Source organism: Roseburia sp. AF22-2LB, from assembly GCF_003461125.1.
Lineage (GTDB): Bacteria > Bacillota > Clostridia > Lachnospirales > Lachnospiraceae > Roseburia_C > Roseburia_C amylophila.
Genome location: NZ_QTWM01000011.1, coordinates 22,893 through 42,359, shown reverse-complemented (window position 1 = coordinate 42,359; position 19,467 = coordinate 22,893). Strand labels below are relative to the sequence as shown.

General features: G+C 42.4%; 16 protein-coding genes. 13 read left to right on the top strand and 3 right to left on the bottom strand.

Annotation, left to right across the window (positions count from 1 at the left end; all coding sequences use genetic code 11):
* Window positions 1-2 precede the first annotated feature (2 nt).
* Genes DWX96_RS13115 through ilvN form a run of 3 tightly spaced genes read left to right on the top strand, consistent with a single transcriptional unit; the run spans window position 3 to window position 3,208 of the window.
* Window positions 3-962, top strand: coding sequence for an AEC family transporter (locus DWX96_RS13115; protein ID WP_118057712.1), 960 nt, complete (start codon window positions 3-5; stop codon window positions 960-962).
* Between the two features lie 13 nt (window positions 963-975).
* A complete protein-coding gene (ilvB, locus tag DWX96_RS13110; RefSeq protein ID WP_118057713.1) occupies window positions 976-2,697 on the top strand; it encodes a biosynthetic-type acetolactate synthase large subunit in 1,722 nt (573 codons plus the stop codon).
* Between the two features lie 13 nt (window positions 2,698-2,710).
* Window positions 2,711-3,208: an acetolactate synthase small subunit gene (ilvN, locus tag DWX96_RS13105; protein WP_117698016.1), complete on the top strand. Its 498-nt coding sequence runs from the start codon at window positions 2,711-2,713 to the stop codon at window positions 3,206-3,208.
* Window positions 3,209-3,259: 51 nt separating this feature from the next.
* On the opposite strand, the gene DWX96_RS13100 is transcribed toward ilvN, so the two are convergent.
* On the bottom strand, window positions 3,260-4,303 hold the full coding sequence (locus DWX96_RS13100; protein WP_022243394.1) for a DUF6709 family protein: 1,044 nt from the start codon (window positions 4,301-4,303) through the stop codon (window positions 3,260-3,262).
* 135 nt (window positions 4,304-4,438) lie between these two features.
* Here DWX96_RS13100 and DWX96_RS13095 point away from each other — a divergent pair, with 135 nt between their 5' ends.
* The 3 genes from DWX96_RS13095 to DWX96_RS13085 are packed head-to-tail and all read left to right on the top strand — an operon-like array spanning window position 4,439 to window position 7,996.
* Window positions 4,439-5,188, top strand: coding sequence for a class I SAM-dependent DNA methyltransferase (locus tag DWX96_RS13095; protein ID WP_117698017.1), 750 nt, complete (start codon window positions 4,439-4,441; stop codon window positions 5,186-5,188).
* A gap of 19 nt (window positions 5,189-5,207) precedes the next feature.
* Complete coding sequence (hslO, locus tag DWX96_RS13090) at window positions 5,208-6,077, top strand: Hsp33 family molecular chaperone HslO (RefSeq protein ID WP_118057714.1); 870 nt, start codon at window positions 5,208-5,210, stop codon at window positions 6,075-6,077.
* Window positions 6,074-7,996 (top strand): NAD(+) synthase, encoded by a 1,923-nt coding sequence (locus DWX96_RS13085; RefSeq protein ID WP_118057715.1) that lies wholly within the window; start codon window positions 6,074-6,076, stop codon window positions 7,994-7,996. Before hslO ends, DWX96_RS13085 begins: the two co-directional genes overlap by 4 nt.
* Window positions 7,997-8,063: 67 nt before the next feature.
* On the opposite strand, the gene DWX96_RS13080 is transcribed toward DWX96_RS13085, so the two are convergent.
* The gene (locus DWX96_RS13080) at window positions 8,064-8,762 is read right to left on the bottom strand and encodes a phosphatase PAP2 family protein (protein WP_118057716.1); all 699 of its coding nucleotides are present in this window, start codon (window positions 8,760-8,762) and stop codon (window positions 8,064-8,066) included.
* Window positions 8,763-9,029: 267 nt separating this feature from the next.
* Between DWX96_RS13080 and DWX96_RS13075 the strand changes: the two genes are divergently transcribed.
* From DWX96_RS13075 to DWX96_RS13045, 7 genes are all read left to right on the top strand, one after another.
* Window positions 9,030-10,877, top strand: a complete 1,848-nt coding sequence (locus DWX96_RS13075) for a peptidoglycan binding domain-containing protein (protein ID WP_242988803.1) — start codon at window positions 9,030-9,032, stop codon at window positions 10,875-10,877.
* Window positions 10,878-11,467: 590 nt separating this feature from the next.
* Window positions 11,468-12,634, top strand: a complete 1,167-nt coding sequence (locus DWX96_RS13070) for a galactokinase (protein ID WP_199534364.1) — start codon at window positions 11,468-11,470, stop codon at window positions 12,632-12,634.
* Between the two features lie 17 nt (window positions 12,635-12,651).
* Entirely contained in the window at window positions 12,652-14,184 is a 1,533-nt protein-coding gene (gene galT / locus DWX96_RS13065) for a UDP-glucose--hexose-1-phosphate uridylyltransferase (protein ID WP_118057717.1), read from the top strand.
* Window positions 14,185-14,392: 208 nt separating this feature from the next.
* Window positions 14,393-15,292: a DMT family transporter gene (locus DWX96_RS13060; RefSeq protein ID WP_022243402.1), complete on the top strand. Its 900-nt coding sequence runs from the start codon at window positions 14,393-14,395 to the stop codon at window positions 15,290-15,292.
* Window positions 15,293-15,351: 59 nt separating this feature from the next.
* On the top strand, window positions 15,352-16,551 hold the full coding sequence (locus tag DWX96_RS13055) for a pyridoxal phosphate-dependent aminotransferase (protein ID WP_118057718.1): 1,200 nt from the start codon (window positions 15,352-15,354) through the stop codon (window positions 16,549-16,551).
* A 54-nt stretch (window positions 16,552-16,605) separates the two neighbouring features.
* Complete coding sequence (gene hisC, locus DWX96_RS13050) at window positions 16,606-17,667, top strand: histidinol-phosphate transaminase (protein WP_118057719.1); 1,062 nt, start codon at window positions 16,606-16,608, stop codon at window positions 17,665-17,667.
* 20 nt (window positions 17,668-17,687) lie between these two features.
* Window positions 17,688-18,155, top strand: a complete 468-nt coding sequence (locus tag DWX96_RS13045; RefSeq protein ID WP_022243405.1) for a COG2426 family protein — start codon at window positions 17,688-17,690, stop codon at window positions 18,153-18,155.
* 242 nt (window positions 18,156-18,397) lie between these two features.
* Here DWX96_RS13045 and DWX96_RS13040 read toward each other — a convergent pair whose 3' ends face one another.
* A complete protein-coding gene (locus DWX96_RS13040; protein ID WP_118057720.1) occupies window positions 18,398-19,402 on the bottom strand; it encodes an ABC transporter substrate-binding protein in 1,005 nt (334 codons plus the stop codon).
* Window positions 19,403-19,467: the final 65 nt, after the last annotated feature.

Genomic DNA, 19,467 nt, shown 5'->3' with positions numbered 1-19,467 from the left:
AAATGAATAATCTTATTTTCAGTTTAAATACCACCATGCCAATCTTTCTTGTGATGGTAATCGGTTATATCTTAAAGCAGATTGGTATGCTTAATGATAATTTTGTAACGGTGGCGAATAAGTTTAATTTTAAGGTGACCTTGCCATTTATGTTATTTCGGGATATTTCTACGGTAAATATCCGGGAAATCTTTGATTTGAAATATGTGCTTTTCTGTGCACTGGCAAGTACCGCCTGTTTCTGGGTAATCTGGGGAGCCACAAAGCTCTTTGTAAAGGATAAAACCATCCGTGGTGCATTTGTGCAAAGCTCCTTCCGGAGCAGTGCCGCAGTCATGGGACTTGCCTTTATTGAAAATATTTATGGCAGTTCTGCCATGGGACCATTGATGATTATCGGGGCAGTGCCGCTTTATAATATCTTTTCTGTTATTGTACTGACCTTTGAAGCCAATGAAGATGGAGAAGGAGAAGAGGCAGTACATGGTGGCAGAATCAAGAAAGCATTTCTTAACATATTAAAGAATCCGATTATCCTTGGAATTGCCTTTGGTATGGTGGCAGCATTATTGTCCCTTGATTTTCCTACCATGGTAGATAAGACCATTGAGAATGTGGCAAAGATGGCAACACCACTGGCGTTGATTGCACTGGGTGCAGGCTTTGAGGGAAGAAAAGCCCTGGCAAAAATCAGACCGACCCTTGCAGCATCTGCAATCAAGCTTGTGATACAGCCGCTTTTATTACTTCCGGTGGCAGCAGCCTTGGGATTTACCGGAGAAAAGATGATTGCAATTCTGATTATGCTTGCATCACCAACTACACCAAGCTGCTATATTATGGCAAAGAACATGAAAAATGATGGTGTGCTGACAGCAAGTATTATTGTGACAACAACGCTTTTGGGAGCATTTACCTTAACTGGCTGGATTTTTATCCTTAAGACCATGGGATTGATATAGAGGAGGACGTTAGATGGATATTACAGGAAGAAAATTATTTGTAAAGGCGATGATGGAAGAAGGCGTGGATACCATATTTGGCTATCCGGGCGGAATGGTCACCGACCTTTTTGATGAATTATATAAACAGGATGATATTCACCTGGTGCTTCCCAGACATGAGCAGGGACTGATTCATGAGGCAGAAGGATATGCGAGAGCTACCGGAAAGCCAGGCGTATGCCTGGTAACCAGCGGACCGGGTGCCACCAATATTATTACAGGACTCGCAGATGCGCATTTTGACAGCATTCCGCTTGTCTGCATTACCGGTCAGGTGCCACTTCCGTTGATTGGAAATGATGCCTTTCAGGAGGTTGATATTGTAGGAATGACCCGTTCCATAACAAAATACGGCGTAACCGTTCGGGACAGAAAAGATTTGGGAAAAATAATCCGCATGGCATTTCACATTGCAACCACCGGAAAACCGGGACCGGTTCTTGTGGATATCCCAAAGGATATCCAGTTAGAGAGTGGACCATCCGATTATCCAAAGAGTGTGCAGATTCGTGGTTACAAGCCAAATGAAGGCGTACATATTGGACAGTTGAAAAAGGCATATAAGCTTTTAAAGAGTGCCAAGAAACCATTGATTCTTGCCGGAGGCGGAATCAACATTGCCCGTGCCAATGATATTTTTGATGAATTTGTTACTAAAATGCAGGTGCCGGTTGTTACCACCATTATGGGAAAAGGAGCCATTGGCACATCCAATCCTTATTATATGGGAAACTGCGGTATGCATGGAAGATATGCAGCTAATATGGCAGTTTCTGAGTGTGATGTATTATTCTCCATCGGAACAAGATTCAATGACCGCATTACCGGCGATTTGAATGAGTTTGCACCAAAGGCAAAAATTGTTCATGTGGATGTGGATACAGCATCCATTTCCAGAAACGTTGTGGTGGATGTACCGGTAGTAGCAGATGCAAGAACCGCACTGGAAAAATTATCAGAGTGGGCAGAACCGAAGAAAACAACAGCCTGGATAGCCCGCATTGAGGAATGGAACAAAGAAAATCCTCTGGAAATGCGAAGAGATAAGGGACTTTCCCCACAGATGATTATGGAAGGAATCAATGAGCATTTCAAAGGAGCCATTATTGCAACAGATGTTGGGCAGCATCAGATGTGGGCAACCCAGTATCTTGAGATGGAACGTGGCGGAACCTTTATTACATCAGGGGGCCTTGGAACAATGGGCTTTGGATTCCCGGCAGCAGTCGGAGCAAAAATCGGCTGTCCGGAAAAAGAGGTTATCTGTATCACCGGAGATGGTGGATTCCAGATGAATATGCAGGAAATGGCAACTGCAGTATGCCAGGATGCACCGGTAATTGTCTGCATTTTAAATAATTTTTATCTTGGCATGGTTCGCCAGCAGCAGCAGCTTTTCTACGGAAAACGTTATTCTGCAACCTGCCTGCGTCAGCATAAGGAATGTCCAAGCAACTGTAAGGGACCGGGAAAAGACTGCCCGGTATATGAACCGGATTTTGTGAAATGGGCAGAAAGCTATGGCACAAAGGGTATTCGTGTAACGAACACCGAAGAAATGAATGCAGCCTTCGAAGAGGCAAAGAAGAATAAAAAGACTTCTACCGTAATAGAATTTATGATTGCAACAGAGGACATTGTACTTCCGATGGTTAAGAGTGGAACTGCAATGAGCCAGATGATTTTGAAATAGGAGGAACGTTGGTATGAAAAACAGATGGATTGCATTATATGTAGAAAACCAGGTTGGTGTACTGGCGAAGGTTTCCGGACTTTTTTCCGGCAAATCCTATAACCTCCAGAGTCTTACCGTAGGAACCACGGAAGATGAGAGTGTGTCCCGTATGACAATCTGTGTAACCAGTGATGATATTACATTTGAACAGATTAAGAAGCAGTTAAACAGTATGGTAGAGGTCATTAAGGTAATTGATTTAACCAATGTACCAATCCATATGAAAGAGATTCTTTTTGCAAAAGTGCTGCATTGCAGCGTGGAAGATAAAGCGGAGGTATTTCAGATTGCAACAACCTTTAAAGTAGATGTGGCAGATATTGGGGAAGACAGCGTATTGTTAGAGTGCAAGCTGACAGAACGCCGCAACAATGAACTGATAGCTCTTTTAAAACGCCGCTTCAGGACCATCGAAGTAGTGCGTGGCGGGGCAGTAGCCATTGAATCAATCAGCACATCCTGCCGGTAATATTAAATACCGGGAATATGGGAAGTCCGTAATGCGGAATTCCCATATTTTTTATAATCTTTTTTTCAACAGTGCAATAAACTTCTCAAACTGCAATGGTGTTCCCTGAATTTCCTGTACCTTCAGGCGGTTCTTTTCGTTGAAGCCTACAAGAATATCATGATTTGCTTCTGCTAAGTAGTCGATGATACCGTCGATATCGGATTTTAAGTTCTTCGGACACTGGATGTATAAGTGCTTTTTCGCAGAGATACACAGCGTATAGGAGATACTGAAATGGTACCAGAAGAACTTGTGCAGGGTGGAATGTTTATAAAGCCAGATGATTTCCTGAATCGGAACAAAGGCAATTCCATCCGTAGAGATTTCAATAAAGAAATGCTCGGTAATAAACATATCTTCCGTAGCCAGCTGTGGCAGTGTCGCCAGTTCCTCTTCTGCCTGCATAAGAAGAGTCTTCGGAGAACCGAACCGGGCAAGCTGCTGGCAGGGCGGTGACAGCCATGGAAAATGAATGTATACAAAATAACATATGATACTGAAAATGGCATAAAGTCCACTGCATGCAAAAAGCAGGATCAGAAAGATACTGAAGCCGTAACGGAAACCGGGCTCACTGATATAATAGGAGGAGCTTTCTCCGTAAATACCGCTGTCTGTCCAGTTCAAATCTGCTGCAATTTTAGAAAGCAGGGTATGGTAGGATTTGGTTGCGGTCTGGATTTTGGCATGGACGGTTACTTTGTTAATATTCGGAAGTCCCTCTTCGCTGGTCTTCGGAGAGAGCAGTACGATATTACAGCACCCATCCTGAATCGTATAGTAGTAATATCCATGGGTCTGCCCTAAGACTTCCTGTGTGTATCCGGTAAATTTTAAATCCGTCAGCGTAATACTGACATACCGGTCATTCTCTTTATATAATTTATCAAGAGAAGTTTTTTCGTTGATAACTTTCGGACTTAAGATGGTGCCGATGGGAAAGATAATCCAAAGAACAATCAACAGTATCATATATAGAATTGGCGAAAAAAGCTTATGCCGGTAAAGACTTTTGATGTGGTTGGATATATAGTGGTCTAATTGGTTTGTCATAATTCCTCCCAGTAGTGTTATGATTTTAAGTATAAAGTTTTAGGGAAAAATAATCAAGCCTTAGGGCGCGACTACTTGCTTTTATCAGGGAAAATTGTTAGTATTACAGAAGAATAGGACAGAAAGAGTGGTTGTGTGGAAGCATATACAGAATTTGCAACAGTTTATGATACATTTATGGACAATGTCCCTTACGAAGCATGGAAAAAATATCTGGTGGACATATTAAAAGCAGAGGGGATAAACGATGGCCTGCTTTTGGAACTTGGCTGTGGAACCGGAAGGATGACGAGACTTTTAGCGGCAGAAGGTTATGATATGATTGGGGTGGACAATTCCGAGGAAATGCTCTCGGTAGCCAGAGAATATACCATGGAAAATACAGAGATACTGTATCTTCTTCAGGATATGCGGGAGTTTGAATTGTATGGAACCATCCGGGCAGTAGTAAGTGTCTGCGATTCCATGAATTATATCATGTCAGAAGAAGATTTGAGACAGGTATTTTCCCTGGTCAATAATTATCTCGACCCGGGCGGAATCTTTATTTTCGATATGAATACCAGATATAAATATGAGGAACTCTTAGGAGACAACAGCTTCTGCGAGACCAGAGAGGACAGCAGCTTTATCTGGGAAAATTATTATGACCCGGAGGAACAGGTCAATCAGTATGATTTAACACTTTTTATCAAAGAAGAGGATGATTTGTTCCGGAGATATGAAGAAACACATTTTCAGCGGGCGTATGAGATAGAAACCGTACGAAAATTAATCGAAGAAGCCGGTATGAAATGGGAAGGTGTCTTTGATGTAGAGACGGGAAAAGAACCGACAGCCTGCAGTGAACGGATTTATATCATCGCAAGAGAACAGGGAAAATAAGAAGAAAGAGGAAGAAGAAATGTCAGATTATATGGTGAGAGCAACAGCTGCAGATGGACAGATTCGTGCATTTGCGATTACATCAAAAGAGATGACGGAGGAAGCAAGAGCCCGTCATAACAGCAGCCCGATTGTAACAGCAGCATTAGGACGTGCCATGAGCGCAGCAGCAATGATGGGCAGCATGATGAAGGGAGAAAAAGACCTTCTGACCCTGCAGATTCAGGGCGATGGTCCGATGCATGGCCTTACGGTAACTGCCAATGCTAACGGGGGTGTAAAAGGCTATCCGGGCGTGGCAGACGTGATATTGCCACCCAATGCAGCCGGTAAATTAAATGTAGGCGGAGCCATTGGAAATGGTGTTTTAAGTGTCATAAAAGACATGGGATTAAAAGATCCGTATGTGGGACAGACCGAGCTTCAGACCGGTGAAATCGCAGAGGATTTAACCTATTATTTTGCAGTATCCGAGCAGGTACCATCTTCCGTGGGTTTAGGAGTTCTCATGAATAAGGACAATACAGTGCGTCAGGCAGGCGGGTTTATCATTCAGCTGATGCCGTTTACAGAGGATGCAGTCATTGATGCCTTAGAGCAGAAAATCGCACAGATAGCATCCGTAACAGAAATGTTGGAAAAGGGCATGACACCGGAAATGATTTTAGAGGAAATCTTAGGAGAGATGAAGCTTGAAATCAATGATACGATGCCGGTTACCTTCCATTGTGACTGTTCCAAAGAGCGTGTGGCAAAAGCACTGGCAAGCTTAAGCAAGAAAGATTTGGATGATTTAATCAAGGATGAAGAACCGATTGAAGTAAAATGTCATTTCTGTAATGAGAATTATGTATTCAGTCCGGATGATTTAAGGGAGATAAGAAAATGAGAGATGGATTTATCAAAGTAGCAGCAGTAACACCAAAAGTAGTAGTCGCAGATCCGGTAGAAAATACCATTCGAATAAAAGCGGCAGTAATGGAAGCAGCAGCAAACGGAGCCAAAGTCATTGTGTGCCCGGAGCTTTGCATTACCGGATATACCTGTGGCGATTTATTTTTACAGGAGACTTTATTAAGAAGCGCAAGGGAGCGGCTGGTATGGCTGGCAAAGGAACTCGGTGCTTTGGATGCCGTTGTATTTGTTGGTCTGCCCCTGATGCATGAAGGCAAGCTTTATAATGTGGCAGCAGCTTTAAACAAAGGCGAGATTATCGGCATCGTGCCAAAGACCCATATTCCAAATTACAATGAATTCTATGAAGCAAGATATTTTACTCCGGGAAAAGAAGAAGCAGAGGGTGTAGATATTGCACCGGCTTATCATGTACCGATGGGAAGCCACATTTTGTTCCAGTGTGATGATGTATTGCCGGAGCTGGTAATCGGTGTGGAAATCTGCGAGGATGTCTGGACACCGAACCCGCCGAGTATTTCCCATACTCTGGCAGGAGCAACTTTAATCGTAAATCTTTCAGCCAGTGATGAGACAACCGGAAAGGATATTTACCGGAGAGAGCTTGTTGCAGGACAGTCTGCCCGCCTGCTCTGTGGTTATGTCTATGTCAGTGCCGGAGATGGAGAATCCACACAGGATGTAGTATATTCCGGGCATAATATCATTGCAGAAAACGGAGCGGTTTTAGCAGAATCCGAACGTTTTACCAATGAGACGGTATATTCTGAAATTGATATGGAACGTCTGGTATCCGAAAGACGGAGAATGAGCACTTTTGCAGCAGGCAGCAGAGGCAAGGATTATCTTAGATTTTCTTTCTTTATTGATAAATCAGATACAACGCTGAGCCGTTTCGTGGATCCGGCGCCATTCGTTCCGGGCAATAAGGACAAGCGTGATAAACGTTGTGAAGAGATTTTAGCTATTCAGTCCATGGGACTTAAGAAACGGTTAGAGCATACCGGATGTAAATGCACAGTGGTAGGCATTTCCGGTGGACTGGATTCCACACTGGCACTTCTGGTTACGGTGCAGGCATTTGACCGGCTGAAGCTTCCGAGAGAGCAGATATATGCAGTTACCATGCCGGGCTTTGGAACCACAGACCGTACCTATGAGAATGCATTAAGTCTCATTCGCTGTCTTGGCGCAAAGCTGATAGAAGTAGATATCAAAGAAGCAGTACGCATTCATTTCCGGGATATTGGTCAGGATGAAAGCGTACATGATGTCACTTATGAAAATGGACAGGCAAGGGAACGTACCCAGATTCTGATGGACATTGCCAATAAGAATAATGGTATGGTAATCGGAACCGGAGATATGTCAGAGCTGGCATTGGGCTGGGCTACCTATAACGGTGACCATATGTCCATGTATGGAGTGAATGCATCCGTACCGAAGACGCTGGTGCGCCATCTGGTACACTACTATGCAGACACCTGTGGAAATAAGGAACTTTCAACTGTACTTTATGATGTCTTAGATACACCGGTCAGCCCTGAACTGCTTCCGCCGGAAAATGGAAAAATCGCCCAGAAGACAGAGGATATTGTAGGACCGTATGAACTGCATGATTTCTATTTATATTATGTGATGCGATTTGGCTTTGCTCCGGCAAAAATATATCGTCTGGCACAGGTGGCATTTGCGGGGCAGTACGACAATGCGGTGATTTTGAAATGGTTAAAGACCTTCTACCGCCGTTTCTTCTCACAGCAGTTTAAACGTTCCTGTCTGCCGGATGGACCAAAGGTCGGTACGGTAGCAGTATCACCAAGAGGTGATTTACGAATGCCAAGTGATGCATCGGCACGTATCTGGATGGATGAAATCGAACATCTGGAATAAAATGTGAAAAATGAACTACGAGAAAAGAACTGCTGCTCAAAACGGAGCGGCAGTTCTTTTATAAAAACTATATGTGCTTAAGCTGTTTTTCAAAAGATTCTTTTGCCTTGCTGCGGCCGAAAGCAAAGTTCCTGCCGTAGACGAAAGAGTACATGACAGCAGCCATTACAAATGCAGTAACCACATCAAATACAGAATGCTGTTTTAAGAACATGGTTGCAAGAATAATGCTGACCATAAGAATGAAAGAAGCCAGCTTTAACTTCGGACGGTTCTTAAATTCTTTACTGCTACAGATTGCAATGTGAACACCGAGCGAATTATAAACATGAATACTTGGAAACAGGTTTGTCGGTGTATCGGTTGCATAAAGCCAGGCTACCATATGGGTGAAGACATTGTCATGCTCAAAGGAATGCGGGCGGAGATAATGTCCGTTTGGATAGAGGCTGGATACTACCAGAAATACAGTCATTCCCACAAACAGGAATGTACAGAGCCGGTAATAATCTTCTTTATTTTTGAAGAAAAAGTAAAGAACCGCATATGCGACATATCCAAACCATAACATATATGGTACGATGAAAAATTCTATAAATGGGATTTTATCATCCAGTGCAGTATGTATTACGTTGAAATTTGAAGTCACATGTTTTTCCAGATAGGCAAACCATGGAAAATATATGAATACATACAGCAGAACCCATGCGTGCTTATATTTTTGAAAAAATGCTTTGAGATTTTGCTTAAAGTTATCTTTTTTCAATATCGGATTCCCCTTCTTTAATGTAAGAATACTACTTCTATTTTGGAATTCTAGCACAGCATTTTTTAAAAAACAATGCTATAAAATTGAATTTAATAATTTTTATGGAATTCTTAAGATTTTAATGGAAAAGGAACATTTTCATTGTGCAAGAATACAAGAAAATGTATTTCATTTTTTAAATAAATATTACAAATGCGGGATTTCATTGACAAAGAAAAACGGTCAACTATAATGGAAACTAGCAAAATAGAAAGGTTAAGGGATATGAAGAAGAATGACGAGAAACAGCAGGAAACTGCGAAGGAAAAAATGAGCAGAAAAAAACTCCTTTGTGTAATCGGAATTCCTGTAGGAATATTAGTTGTGATTTATCTGGTACTGGCACTGTTTTTTCAGAGCCATTTTGCATTTCGTACCACGATAAATAATGTGGGGGTATCCGCTTCCTCAACCAGTGGTGTGGAAAAGAAGATTACGAAGCAGGCATCCAGGTATGAGATGAAGCTGGTGGAGCGTGAGGATAAGACAGAGAGCATCAATGGAACAGACATTGACATGGAGCCGGTATTTGATAAGCAGGTAAAAGAGCTTTTAAAGAAGCAGAATGGATTTGCATGGCCGTACTATCTTATTTCTCCACGGAAATACGAAGTGGAAACCATGATAACTTTTGATGAAGAAAAATTGAAGGATGTTCTGGATAATTTGTCCTGTATGGATGAAAGCAAATGGACGGATTCCGAAAATGCACAGATTAAGGATTATACAAAGGATGGCTATGAAGTGCAGCCGGAGGTATATGGAACAAAAATCGATAAGGATGCATTTACGGAGAAAATCAAAGAAGCCTTGGATAAAATGCAGCCGGAATTTGACCTTTCCGGGGAAGGCTGTTATGAAGACCCTAAGGTGAAAGAAGAGGATGATGTATTTCAGGATGCCTTGGATACCTTGAATAAATATACCCAGATGAAGATTACCTATCAGGCAGAAGGCAGGGATGATGTGGTTTTGGATGGAGAAACCATCAGTACCTGGCTTTCTGTGGATGATGATTTCAATGTGTCTGTAGATGATGAGGCATTGAGCGCTTATGTAAAAGCTATGGCAAAAAATTATAATACCGCCTATGGAAACCGGACACTGGATACCTCTTATGGACAGACAGTGACAATTTATGGTGGAAATTACGGATGGTGGGTAGATAATGCAGCTGAAAAGGAAATGATACTGGAGGATTTGAAAGTCGGTAAGGATGTAACAAGAGAGCCGGTTTATTCCCAGACGGCTAACAGCCATGGTGAGAATGACTATGGTAATACATATGTGGAAATCAATCTGACCGCACAGCATTTGTTTTTCTATAAGAACGGATCACTGGTGGTAGAATCTGATTTTGTCTCCGGTAACCTTGCAAAGAATCATGGAACGCCGTCCGGCTCTTTTGGTGTTACTTATAAGGCAAAGGATGCGGTGCTTCGCGGCGAAGATTATGAGTCTCCGGTATCTTTCTGGATGCCGTTTAACGGTGGTGTTGGAATGCATGATGCCAGCTGGAGAAGTACTTTTGGTGGAACAATTTATAAAAGAAGCGGTTCACATGGATGTATCAATCTTCCATACAGTGCAGCAAAAACAATTTATGAAAATATAGAAGCTGGTTATCCGGTGCTTGTTTATGAACTGCCGGGAACCGAGAGCCAGAAGGGCAAGGATATGGATGCAGCATCTGCAGTAGATGAGGCAATCACCTCCATTGGAACAGTAACCCTGGACTCCGCAGGAACCATTGCGTCTGTCCGTTCCCAGTATGATGCTTTATCTGACAGCGCCAAAGCATATGTAAAGAATCTGAATGTGCTGACAGCAGCCGAGTCAGCTCTGTCACAGTTGCAGTATGAACAGGCCCTGCAGGAATTGCAGAATCAGGAAAGTATCGATGCACAGAATGTAACGAATACAATCATGGCATTGCCAGATACGATAACTGCCACAGATGCAGCAGCAGTAGCCAATGCAAGAAATGCCTATAATGCCTTAAGCGAGGGCGCAAAAGCGAAGGTACCACAGAGTGCACTGGACAAGCTGGCAGCCGCTGAAGCAGCCTTGTAAAATAAAAGCAGGGAAAGAGAATATCGCTCCTGCTCCTGTGATTTGCTTCCGATAAGATGTATGCCTACATGGGACGTCGGAAATAAAATTGAAAATAGAAATGTAATAGAAATAACACCAGCCTCTGCCTGGATGATTGCAGATACATGAGGGAGGGCTGTTAGGGACTTATGAAATTCGTTCGGAAACAGGCAACGCCGGTACAGGGATGTACCGGCGAGGCGCAGATGAACATGGATGTGAATTTGCGCCGGTTGCCAGAAGCAGATACGCTTTTATCGAATTTCTAATGTCCCTTACAGCTCTCTCTCGTATCTTATTCATTCAGGCAGAGACTGGTGTTTTTATATTTTCACAGTTATTTATAAATCCTTATCTTGCATATGGAAAAATGTTGCCAAATAGCAATTGAGATGTTGCAGACTAGAACGGCAATATTGCAAAGAAACAGGGCATATAGTATAATCTTATCAAGAAGTAAAAAATATAAATTATGTTGCTGACGAGCACAAAGACAGATGAATAATATCCTGTGAAAATGTGCCGGATAACAGGAACGGATGAAAATAAATCGAAAGGAGAATGTATTGATGAAGGAGCAGGTTTTGACAAGGTTTAAGGAATTATTTGGGGATGAAGGAGACATCCGTGTGTATTTTGCACCGGGACGTGTGAATCTGATTGGAGAGCATACGGATTACAACGGAGGTCATGTATTTCCATGTGCACTGACCATTGGAACTTATGGCGTGGCAAGAAAACGTGCCGATAAGAAACTGAGATTTTATTCCATGAATTTTGAACAGCTTGGTGTGCTGGAATCTTCCATTGAAGGCTTGAAGCCGGAGAAAGAAGCAGACTGGACAAATTATCCGAAGGGTGTCATCTGGGCATTTGGAGAAAAGGGCATGCAGGTAGATACCGGACTGGATTTGTTATTATTTGGAAATATCCCGAATGGTTCCGGACTTTCTTCTTCTGCATCTGTTGAGGTGCTGACCGGATATATCTTAAAGGACTTATTCGGATTTGGTGTAACGAATCAGGATCTGGCTTTAATCGGACAGTTTTCAGAGAATAAATTCAATGGAGTGAACTGTGGCATCATGGATCAGTTTGCCATTGCCATGGGAAAAGCAGAGCATGCGATTTTCTTAGACACGGCTACTTTAAAATATGAATATGCGCCGGTTCGTTTAAAAGATGCTAAAATTGTAATTTCCTGCAGCAATAAGAAGCGTGGTCTGGGTGATTCGAAATATAATGAACGTCGTGCAGAGTGTGAGGAAGCACTGGCAGAATTACAGAAGGTGGTGGACATCAAGAGTCTTGGTGAATTGTCCGAGGAACAGTTTGAAGAATATAAGGGAGCCATCGGAAGTGAGGTCCGTATGCGTCGGGCAAAGCATGCGGTATATGAGAACCAGAGAACCTTAAAAGCGGTGGAAGCCTTGAAAGAAAATGATGTGGAAACCTTTGGAAAGCTGATGAATGCATCCCATGTATCCTTAAGGGATGATTATGAAGTAACCGGAATTGAACTGGATACCTTAGTAGAAGAAGCCTGGAAGGTGGATGGAGTCATTGGATCCCGTATGACAGGCGCAGGCTTTGGCGGATGCACCGTCAGTATTGTAAAGGATGAAGCGGTAGAGCATTTTATTGAAGCAGTAGGCAGTGCATATGAAAAGAAAATTGGATACAGCGCAGATTTCTATGTAGTAGAAATTGGAGACGGTCCATCCAGACTGGCATAAGAAACAGGAGGTAAGTCATGATTTGTGAAGATATCTTAAAATTAACAGAATATGGCATGGTAACCGGACTGGTTCCGGAGGAAGATGAAAGATTTACCATCAACCGCCTGCTGGAATTGTTTGAATTAGAAGAATTAGATGAGGACGCTGTGACAGCTTATCAGTCACGGACACCGATGAGCAGAGAAGAAGCAGAAGAGAGTCTGGAAGAATTATTAAACCGTCTGCTGGATTATGCTTATGAAAAAGGCATTTTAAAGGAAAACAGTGTAGTATACCGAGATTTATTTGATACGAAAATCATGGGAATACTGATGCCAAGACCAGGTGAAGTAATTCATAAATTTCAGAGCCTTTATGAGAAGGATGCAAAGGCGGCAACAGATTATTATTATACTCTCAGCCAGGACAGCAATTATATCCGCAGATACCGTATCAGACGTGATATGAAATGGACCGCAGAGACGGAGTTTGGTGAACTGGATATTACAATTAACTTATCCAAGCCGGAAAAGGACCCGAAAGCCATTGCAGCTGCAAAGCTGGCAAAACAGAGCGGCTATCCGAAATGCCTTTTGTGTAAGGAAAATGAAGGTTATGCAGGAAGAGTCAACCATCCGGCAAGACAGAATCACCGTATTATTCCGGTAACCATCAATCATAGTGACTGGTTCTTACAGTATTCTCCTTATGTGTACTATAATGAGCACTGCATCGTGTTTAATGGAAAGCATACACCGATGAAAATCGAGAAGGCAACCTTTGGAAAACTGCTGGATTTTGTAAAACAGTTTCCGCATTATTTCGTTGGCTCCAATGCAGACCTGCCGATTGTAGGAGGTTCGATTTTAAGCCATGATCATTTTCAGGGTGGACATTATGAATTTGCCATGGCAAAGGCACCGCTGGAAAAAGAGATTACCTTTGCGGGCTTTGAAGATGTGAAAGCCGGAATTGTAAAATGGCCGATGTCAGTTATCCGCCTGTCCGCACCGGATACAGAACGGCTGATTGAGCTGGCAGATAAAATACTTCTGACCTGGCGTGGCTATACGGATGAGGCAGCATTTATTTTTGCAGAAACAGACGGGGAGCCACATAATACCATTACGCCAATTGCAAGAAAACGAGGCAATAATTACGAACTGGATTTAGTGCTTCGTAATAATATTACAACAAAGGAGCATCCGCTGGGCGTATATCATCCGCATGCGAAGCTTCATCATATTAAGAAGGAAAATATCGGCTTAATCGAGGTAATGGGTCTGGCAGTGCTGCCGGCACGTCTGAAGGACGAGATGGCACAGCTTAAGACGGCAATTCTTTCCAGGGCTGATTTACGGAGCAATGAAATTTTAAGTAAGCATGCAGACTGGGTAGAGGAATTTTTGCCGAAATATGAGAGCATTACGGAAGAAAATATCGACGGGATTATCCGAAAGGAAATCGGACTGGTATTCCGTGAAGTTCTTCTGGATGCCGGTGTATACAAATGCACCGAAGAAGGAAGAGAAGCATTTTTACGCTTTATTGACACGGTAAATAAATAGAAAAAGATGTTTATCCGGGAGTGGGATTCTGGTTGACATAAGAAAAGAGCATCATTGGCACAAGGTGTCATCCAATGGGAAGGATGAAAAGCACCGCCTTTGATGCTCTTTGTTGTATGTTATGACTCTTGCAAGAAGGAAAGAAATGCATTAATATAAGAGCAATATGATAAATTATGCAAAAGGATAAGGACAGAATGGAGATTTTATGAAACAGCAGATAAAGAGTTCTTTGATATTATTATTGACCGCAACCATCTGGGGCGTTGCTTTTGTAGCCCAGAGCGTGGGCATGGAATATATTGGTCCCTTTACCTTTAACGCAATCCGATGCGTTCTGGGGGGACTGGTGCTAATCCCGGTTATTCTGGTTTTAAAGAAAAAGAAAGAGACAGGAGCAGAAAATCAGGAAAAAGAGGATAAAAAGACTTTGTGGGCAGGCGGAATTGCCTGTGGTGTAATTCTTTGCATTGCATCCAATCTGCAGCAGTTTGGTATTATGGAAGCAAGCGTTGGTAAATCTGGCTTTTTTACGGCGTTGTATATTGTGATGATTCCGGTTATCGGCATCTTTATTGGAAAGCGTCCGGGAATCAAGCTGTGGTTTTGTGTAGCACTGGCAGTTGTGGGAATGTATCTGCTTTGTATGAAGGACGGCAGTTTTACCATTGAGCGGGCAGACATCATGCTTCTTTTATGTGCACTGGCATTTTCCTTTCATATACTGGTGGTTGATTATTTTTCACCGAAGGTAGACGGCGTAAAAATGTCCTGTATACAGTTTTTTGTATGCGGAGTACTTTCAGCAGTAGGAATGCTGTTTACAGAGACACCGGACATTTCCAATATTCAGGCGGCATGGCTGCCTTTGTTGTATGCGGGACTTCTTTCCTGCGGCGTTGGCTACACCTTGCAGATTGTAGGACAGAAAGGCATCAACCCGGTTATCGCATCCCTTATTATGAGCCTGGAATCCGTGATTTCCGCACTGGCTGGCTGGGTGATCTTGGGACAGGTATTATCACCAAAAGAAATTTTAGGCTGCGTATTGATGTTTGTGGCAATTATTATCACGCAGATTCCCATCGGAAACAAGAAAACAGATTGATTTTACGGATAGTCTCAGCTATACTGTAACAGAATAGAAAGAGAAAGAAGGCATAAGATATGTTGTCAAAAAAGATAAAACAGGCAATGGCAGGAAGCTCTGCAATTCGTGCCATGTTTATGGAAGGAAAAGAAATGGCTGCCAGATATGGGGCAGAAAATGTGTATGATTTCAGCCTTGGCAATCCGGCTACACCGGCACCGGAAAAAATTAAGACAGCAATTTATGATATTTTGGATAAAGAAGACCCGCTTGTGGTGCATGGATATATGGCAAATGCAGGCTATGAGGAAGTAAGAGAGGCAATTGCAGAGAACTTAAATGAACGCTTCGGAACCAATTTCCATGGGAAGAACCTGATTATGACAGTTGGTGCAGCAGGCGGTCTGAATATTATTTTTAAGACGATTTTAGATCCGGGCAATGAAGTTATGGTATTTGCTCCGTATTTTGGTGAATATAAAAGCTATGCCGCAAACTTCGATGCAAAGATTGTGGAAGTCATGCCAGATGAAGCAGATTTTATGCCGGATTTAGCAGACTTTGAACGAAAAATTACAAAAGATACAAGAGCGGTTATCATCAACAATCCGAACAATCCGACCGGAGTGGTATATTCAGATGCAACCTTAACAGAGATTGCCAGAATTTTAACTGCGAAGGAAGAGGAATTTGGAACCGATATTTATCTTATTTCCGATGAACCATACCGTGAACTGGTTTACGACGGCGTACAGGAGAATTTCCTGACGAAATATTATAAAGATACGCTGGTAGGATATTCCTTCAGTAAATCTTTATCACTTCCGGGCGAGCGGATCGGTTATGTGGCAGTGCCGGATGAAGCGGCAGATTCCGCAGAATTAATCGAGGGAATTACCGTATCAAACCGTACTCTTGGCTTTGTAAATGCACCATCCCTCATTCAGAAAGCAGTGGCAGAGTGCTTAAAGGAAAAGACCAATCTTGAATTTTATGACCGCAACCGTATTGCTTTATATGAAGGACTGACGAAGCTTGGATTCACCTGCATCAAACCACAGGGAGCATTTTATCTGTGGCTGAAATCTCCGGTTGCAAAGGAAGAAGAATTTGTAGAAGCTGCCAAGAAATACCATTTGATTCTGGTAAAAGGAAGTGCCTTCGGCTATGGCGGTTATGTACGCCTTGCATATTGCACTTCTTATGAGACAGTAGTAAATTCCATGCAGGCATTTGCAAAGCTGGCAGCAGAGTATGGACTGAAGGCAGCAGAATAAAAAATCGGAAAACGAAAGAATGAAAAATCAAGCAGCAGATAGAAGGAGTAAGACATGAAAGCATGGGAAAATAATATACGCAAAGTTATCCCGTATGTTCCGGGAGAACAGCCGAAGAAAGAGAAAATGATAAAACTGAATACCAATGAGAACCCGTATCCACCGGCACCGGGAGTAAAGGATGTTTTAACCTCTTTTGATACCGACCGGCTGCGTCTTTATCCGGATCCAAAGATTGAGAAACTGACGGACGCCATTGCAGAACGATATGGTTTAAATTCCAATCAGGTATTTGTGGGCGTTGGCTCAGATGATGTACTTGCCATGTGCTTTATGACATTTTTTAATTCTAATCGTCCGATTCTGTTTCCGGATATTACTTATTCTTTCTATGATGTCTGGGCAGAGGAATTCCGTATTCCATATAAGCAGATTCCACTGGATAGGGATTTTACGATTCGCCCGGAGGATTATGCTGGGGAAAACGGAGGAATTGTATTTCCAAATCCAAACGCACCGACAGGAAAACTGCTTCCGTTAGAAGATGTGGAACGCATCATTGCACAGAATCCGGATGTCATTGTTATTGTGGATGAAGCATATATTGATTTTGGTGGAACATCTGCATTGCCGCTTATTGATAAATATGACAATGTGCTGGTAGTCCAGACCTTTAGTAAATCCCGTTCCATGGCAGGCATGCGGATTGGATATGCGATGGCACAGCCTGAATTAATCAAATATTTGAACGATGTTAAATATTCATTTAATTCTTACACCTTAAATTCCCTTACGATTGAAATGGGAACGGCTGCTATTTTGGATGAAGCTTATTTTAAAGAGACAACACAGAAGATTATTGCAACGAGAGAGCGTACCAAGGAAGAACTTCGGGCACTGGGATACCGGATGGATGATTCAAAGAGCAACTTCCTCTTTGTAACCCACGATAAGATTTCCATGGAGAGGCTGTTTGAAGATTTGAAGAAGAAAGACATTTATGTCCGTCATTTCTCCAAACCGGAGCGGATTGCAAATTATCTGCGTATTACCATTGGTACAGATGAAGAAATGGATACGCTGATTACGTTTTTGAAAAACTATAAACAGTCATAATTCGTTAGGAAAGGAGTATTATGTTATTACATTATCTGATTGTATTTTTTGTTTCCATGGTACCACTGGTTGAACTGAGAGGAGCGATTCCATTTTCACAGGGCTTTGGACTTCCATTGATACCATCTTATATTATTTCCATCATTGGAAATATGCTGCCGGTACCATTTATTTATTTTTTTGCAAGAAAAGTACTGATTTGGGGTGCAGATAAGCCTGTTATTGGAAAATTCTTCGGCTGGTGTCTGGAAAAAGGTGAAAAGGGTGGTAAGAAGCTGCAGGCAAAGGCAGGAAGAGGATTATTCCTGGCATTACTGCTCTTTGTTGGAATCCCGGTGCCGGGAACCGGAGCCTGGACAGGAACTCTGGCAGCCAGCATCTTAGATATGGATTTTAAATCATCTGTTATTGCAGTGATGCTTGGCGTATTGCTGGCTGGTGTAATTATGATGTTAATCAGTGTTGGTGCATTTTCTATGATTCGCTAACAGAGTGGAATGTAAAAAGGATATCTAAGTGATAAAAGCACAGCGTGTATAGTAATGTTATTTACTATATATTCTGTGCTTTTTAACTTTACAGGAAAATGCTTTCCTGTAAAGTTAAAAACGCTCCGCGAGGATGCGCACTGCGGCGTATAAGGTAGATGTCGCAAGCGACCGCCGCAGGCGCGAGAATGTGCCAAGGCACATTCTTTGTTTAATAATGATTTAATTTCTTACACTTTGAACTACGGTGTGGATGCTTTTTCGGCAAAATCTGTATTTACAAGATCTTCATAAGGAGCGGCACCGGAGAGAACACCGGACTCTTCTAAAATAGTAAGCATTAAGTCATAGCCTTCTTCCCGGAGTATTAAATCTGTGTTCCAGGTTTCCTGGTCGTAGTAGCGGCTTACAATAAGTGTAAGGGTTTTAAGATCTGTTTCACTAAACTGTGGTGCAATGACAGTTGCGATTTCTTCCGGACTGTGACCTGCTACATAATCCATGCCTTTCTGTAAAGCATTGGTGAAATGCTGGATAAGGTCGGCATTTTCCTTAAGATAGCTTTCTTTGGCACAAAAAGCAGTATATGGAAGATAACCGGAATCCACGCCAATGGACGCTACCACATAGCCGTCACCGGACTGCTCCAAAGCAGTAGCGGATGGTTCAAATTCAATGGTATAATCCCCCTGCCCGCCGGAAAAAGCCGCTGCGGTAGAACCAAAGTCAATACTCTGGTCGATTTTGACTTCGGAAGGAGAAACACCATTTTCCCGGAGTACATATTCATATACCATTTCCGGTGTGCCACCGGCTCTTCCGCCCAGCACATCTTTCCCAATCATATCTTCATAGGAAAAGGAATCGGTGTTTTTCCTTGCAACCACAAAGTTACCGGCACGCTGGGTAAGCTGTGCAAAATTGATGACATGGTCTTTTGCACCTTCCGTGTAGGCATAAATGCTGGCCTCCGTTCCCATGAACCCTACATCTGCATCCCCGGAAACAACGGCAGCCATGGTTTTATCCGCTCCAAAGCCGGTGGTCAATGAGAGCTCGATTCCCTCATCTTCAAAGTAGCCTTTTTCGATGGCCACATACATCGGTGCGTAAAAGATGGAATGTGCCACTTCATTTAATTTTACGGTTGTTAATGCTTTAGAATCATCTGATTTGCAGGCACAAAGCGGGAAGGACATAAGAAGAATTAAGAAAAGAGAAATACCTTTTTTATAAAATCGTTTCATAGAGCATCCTTAAAAGACATTTGTATTATAGTATGAAAGACAGATGAAAATGTGCTATGATGGAT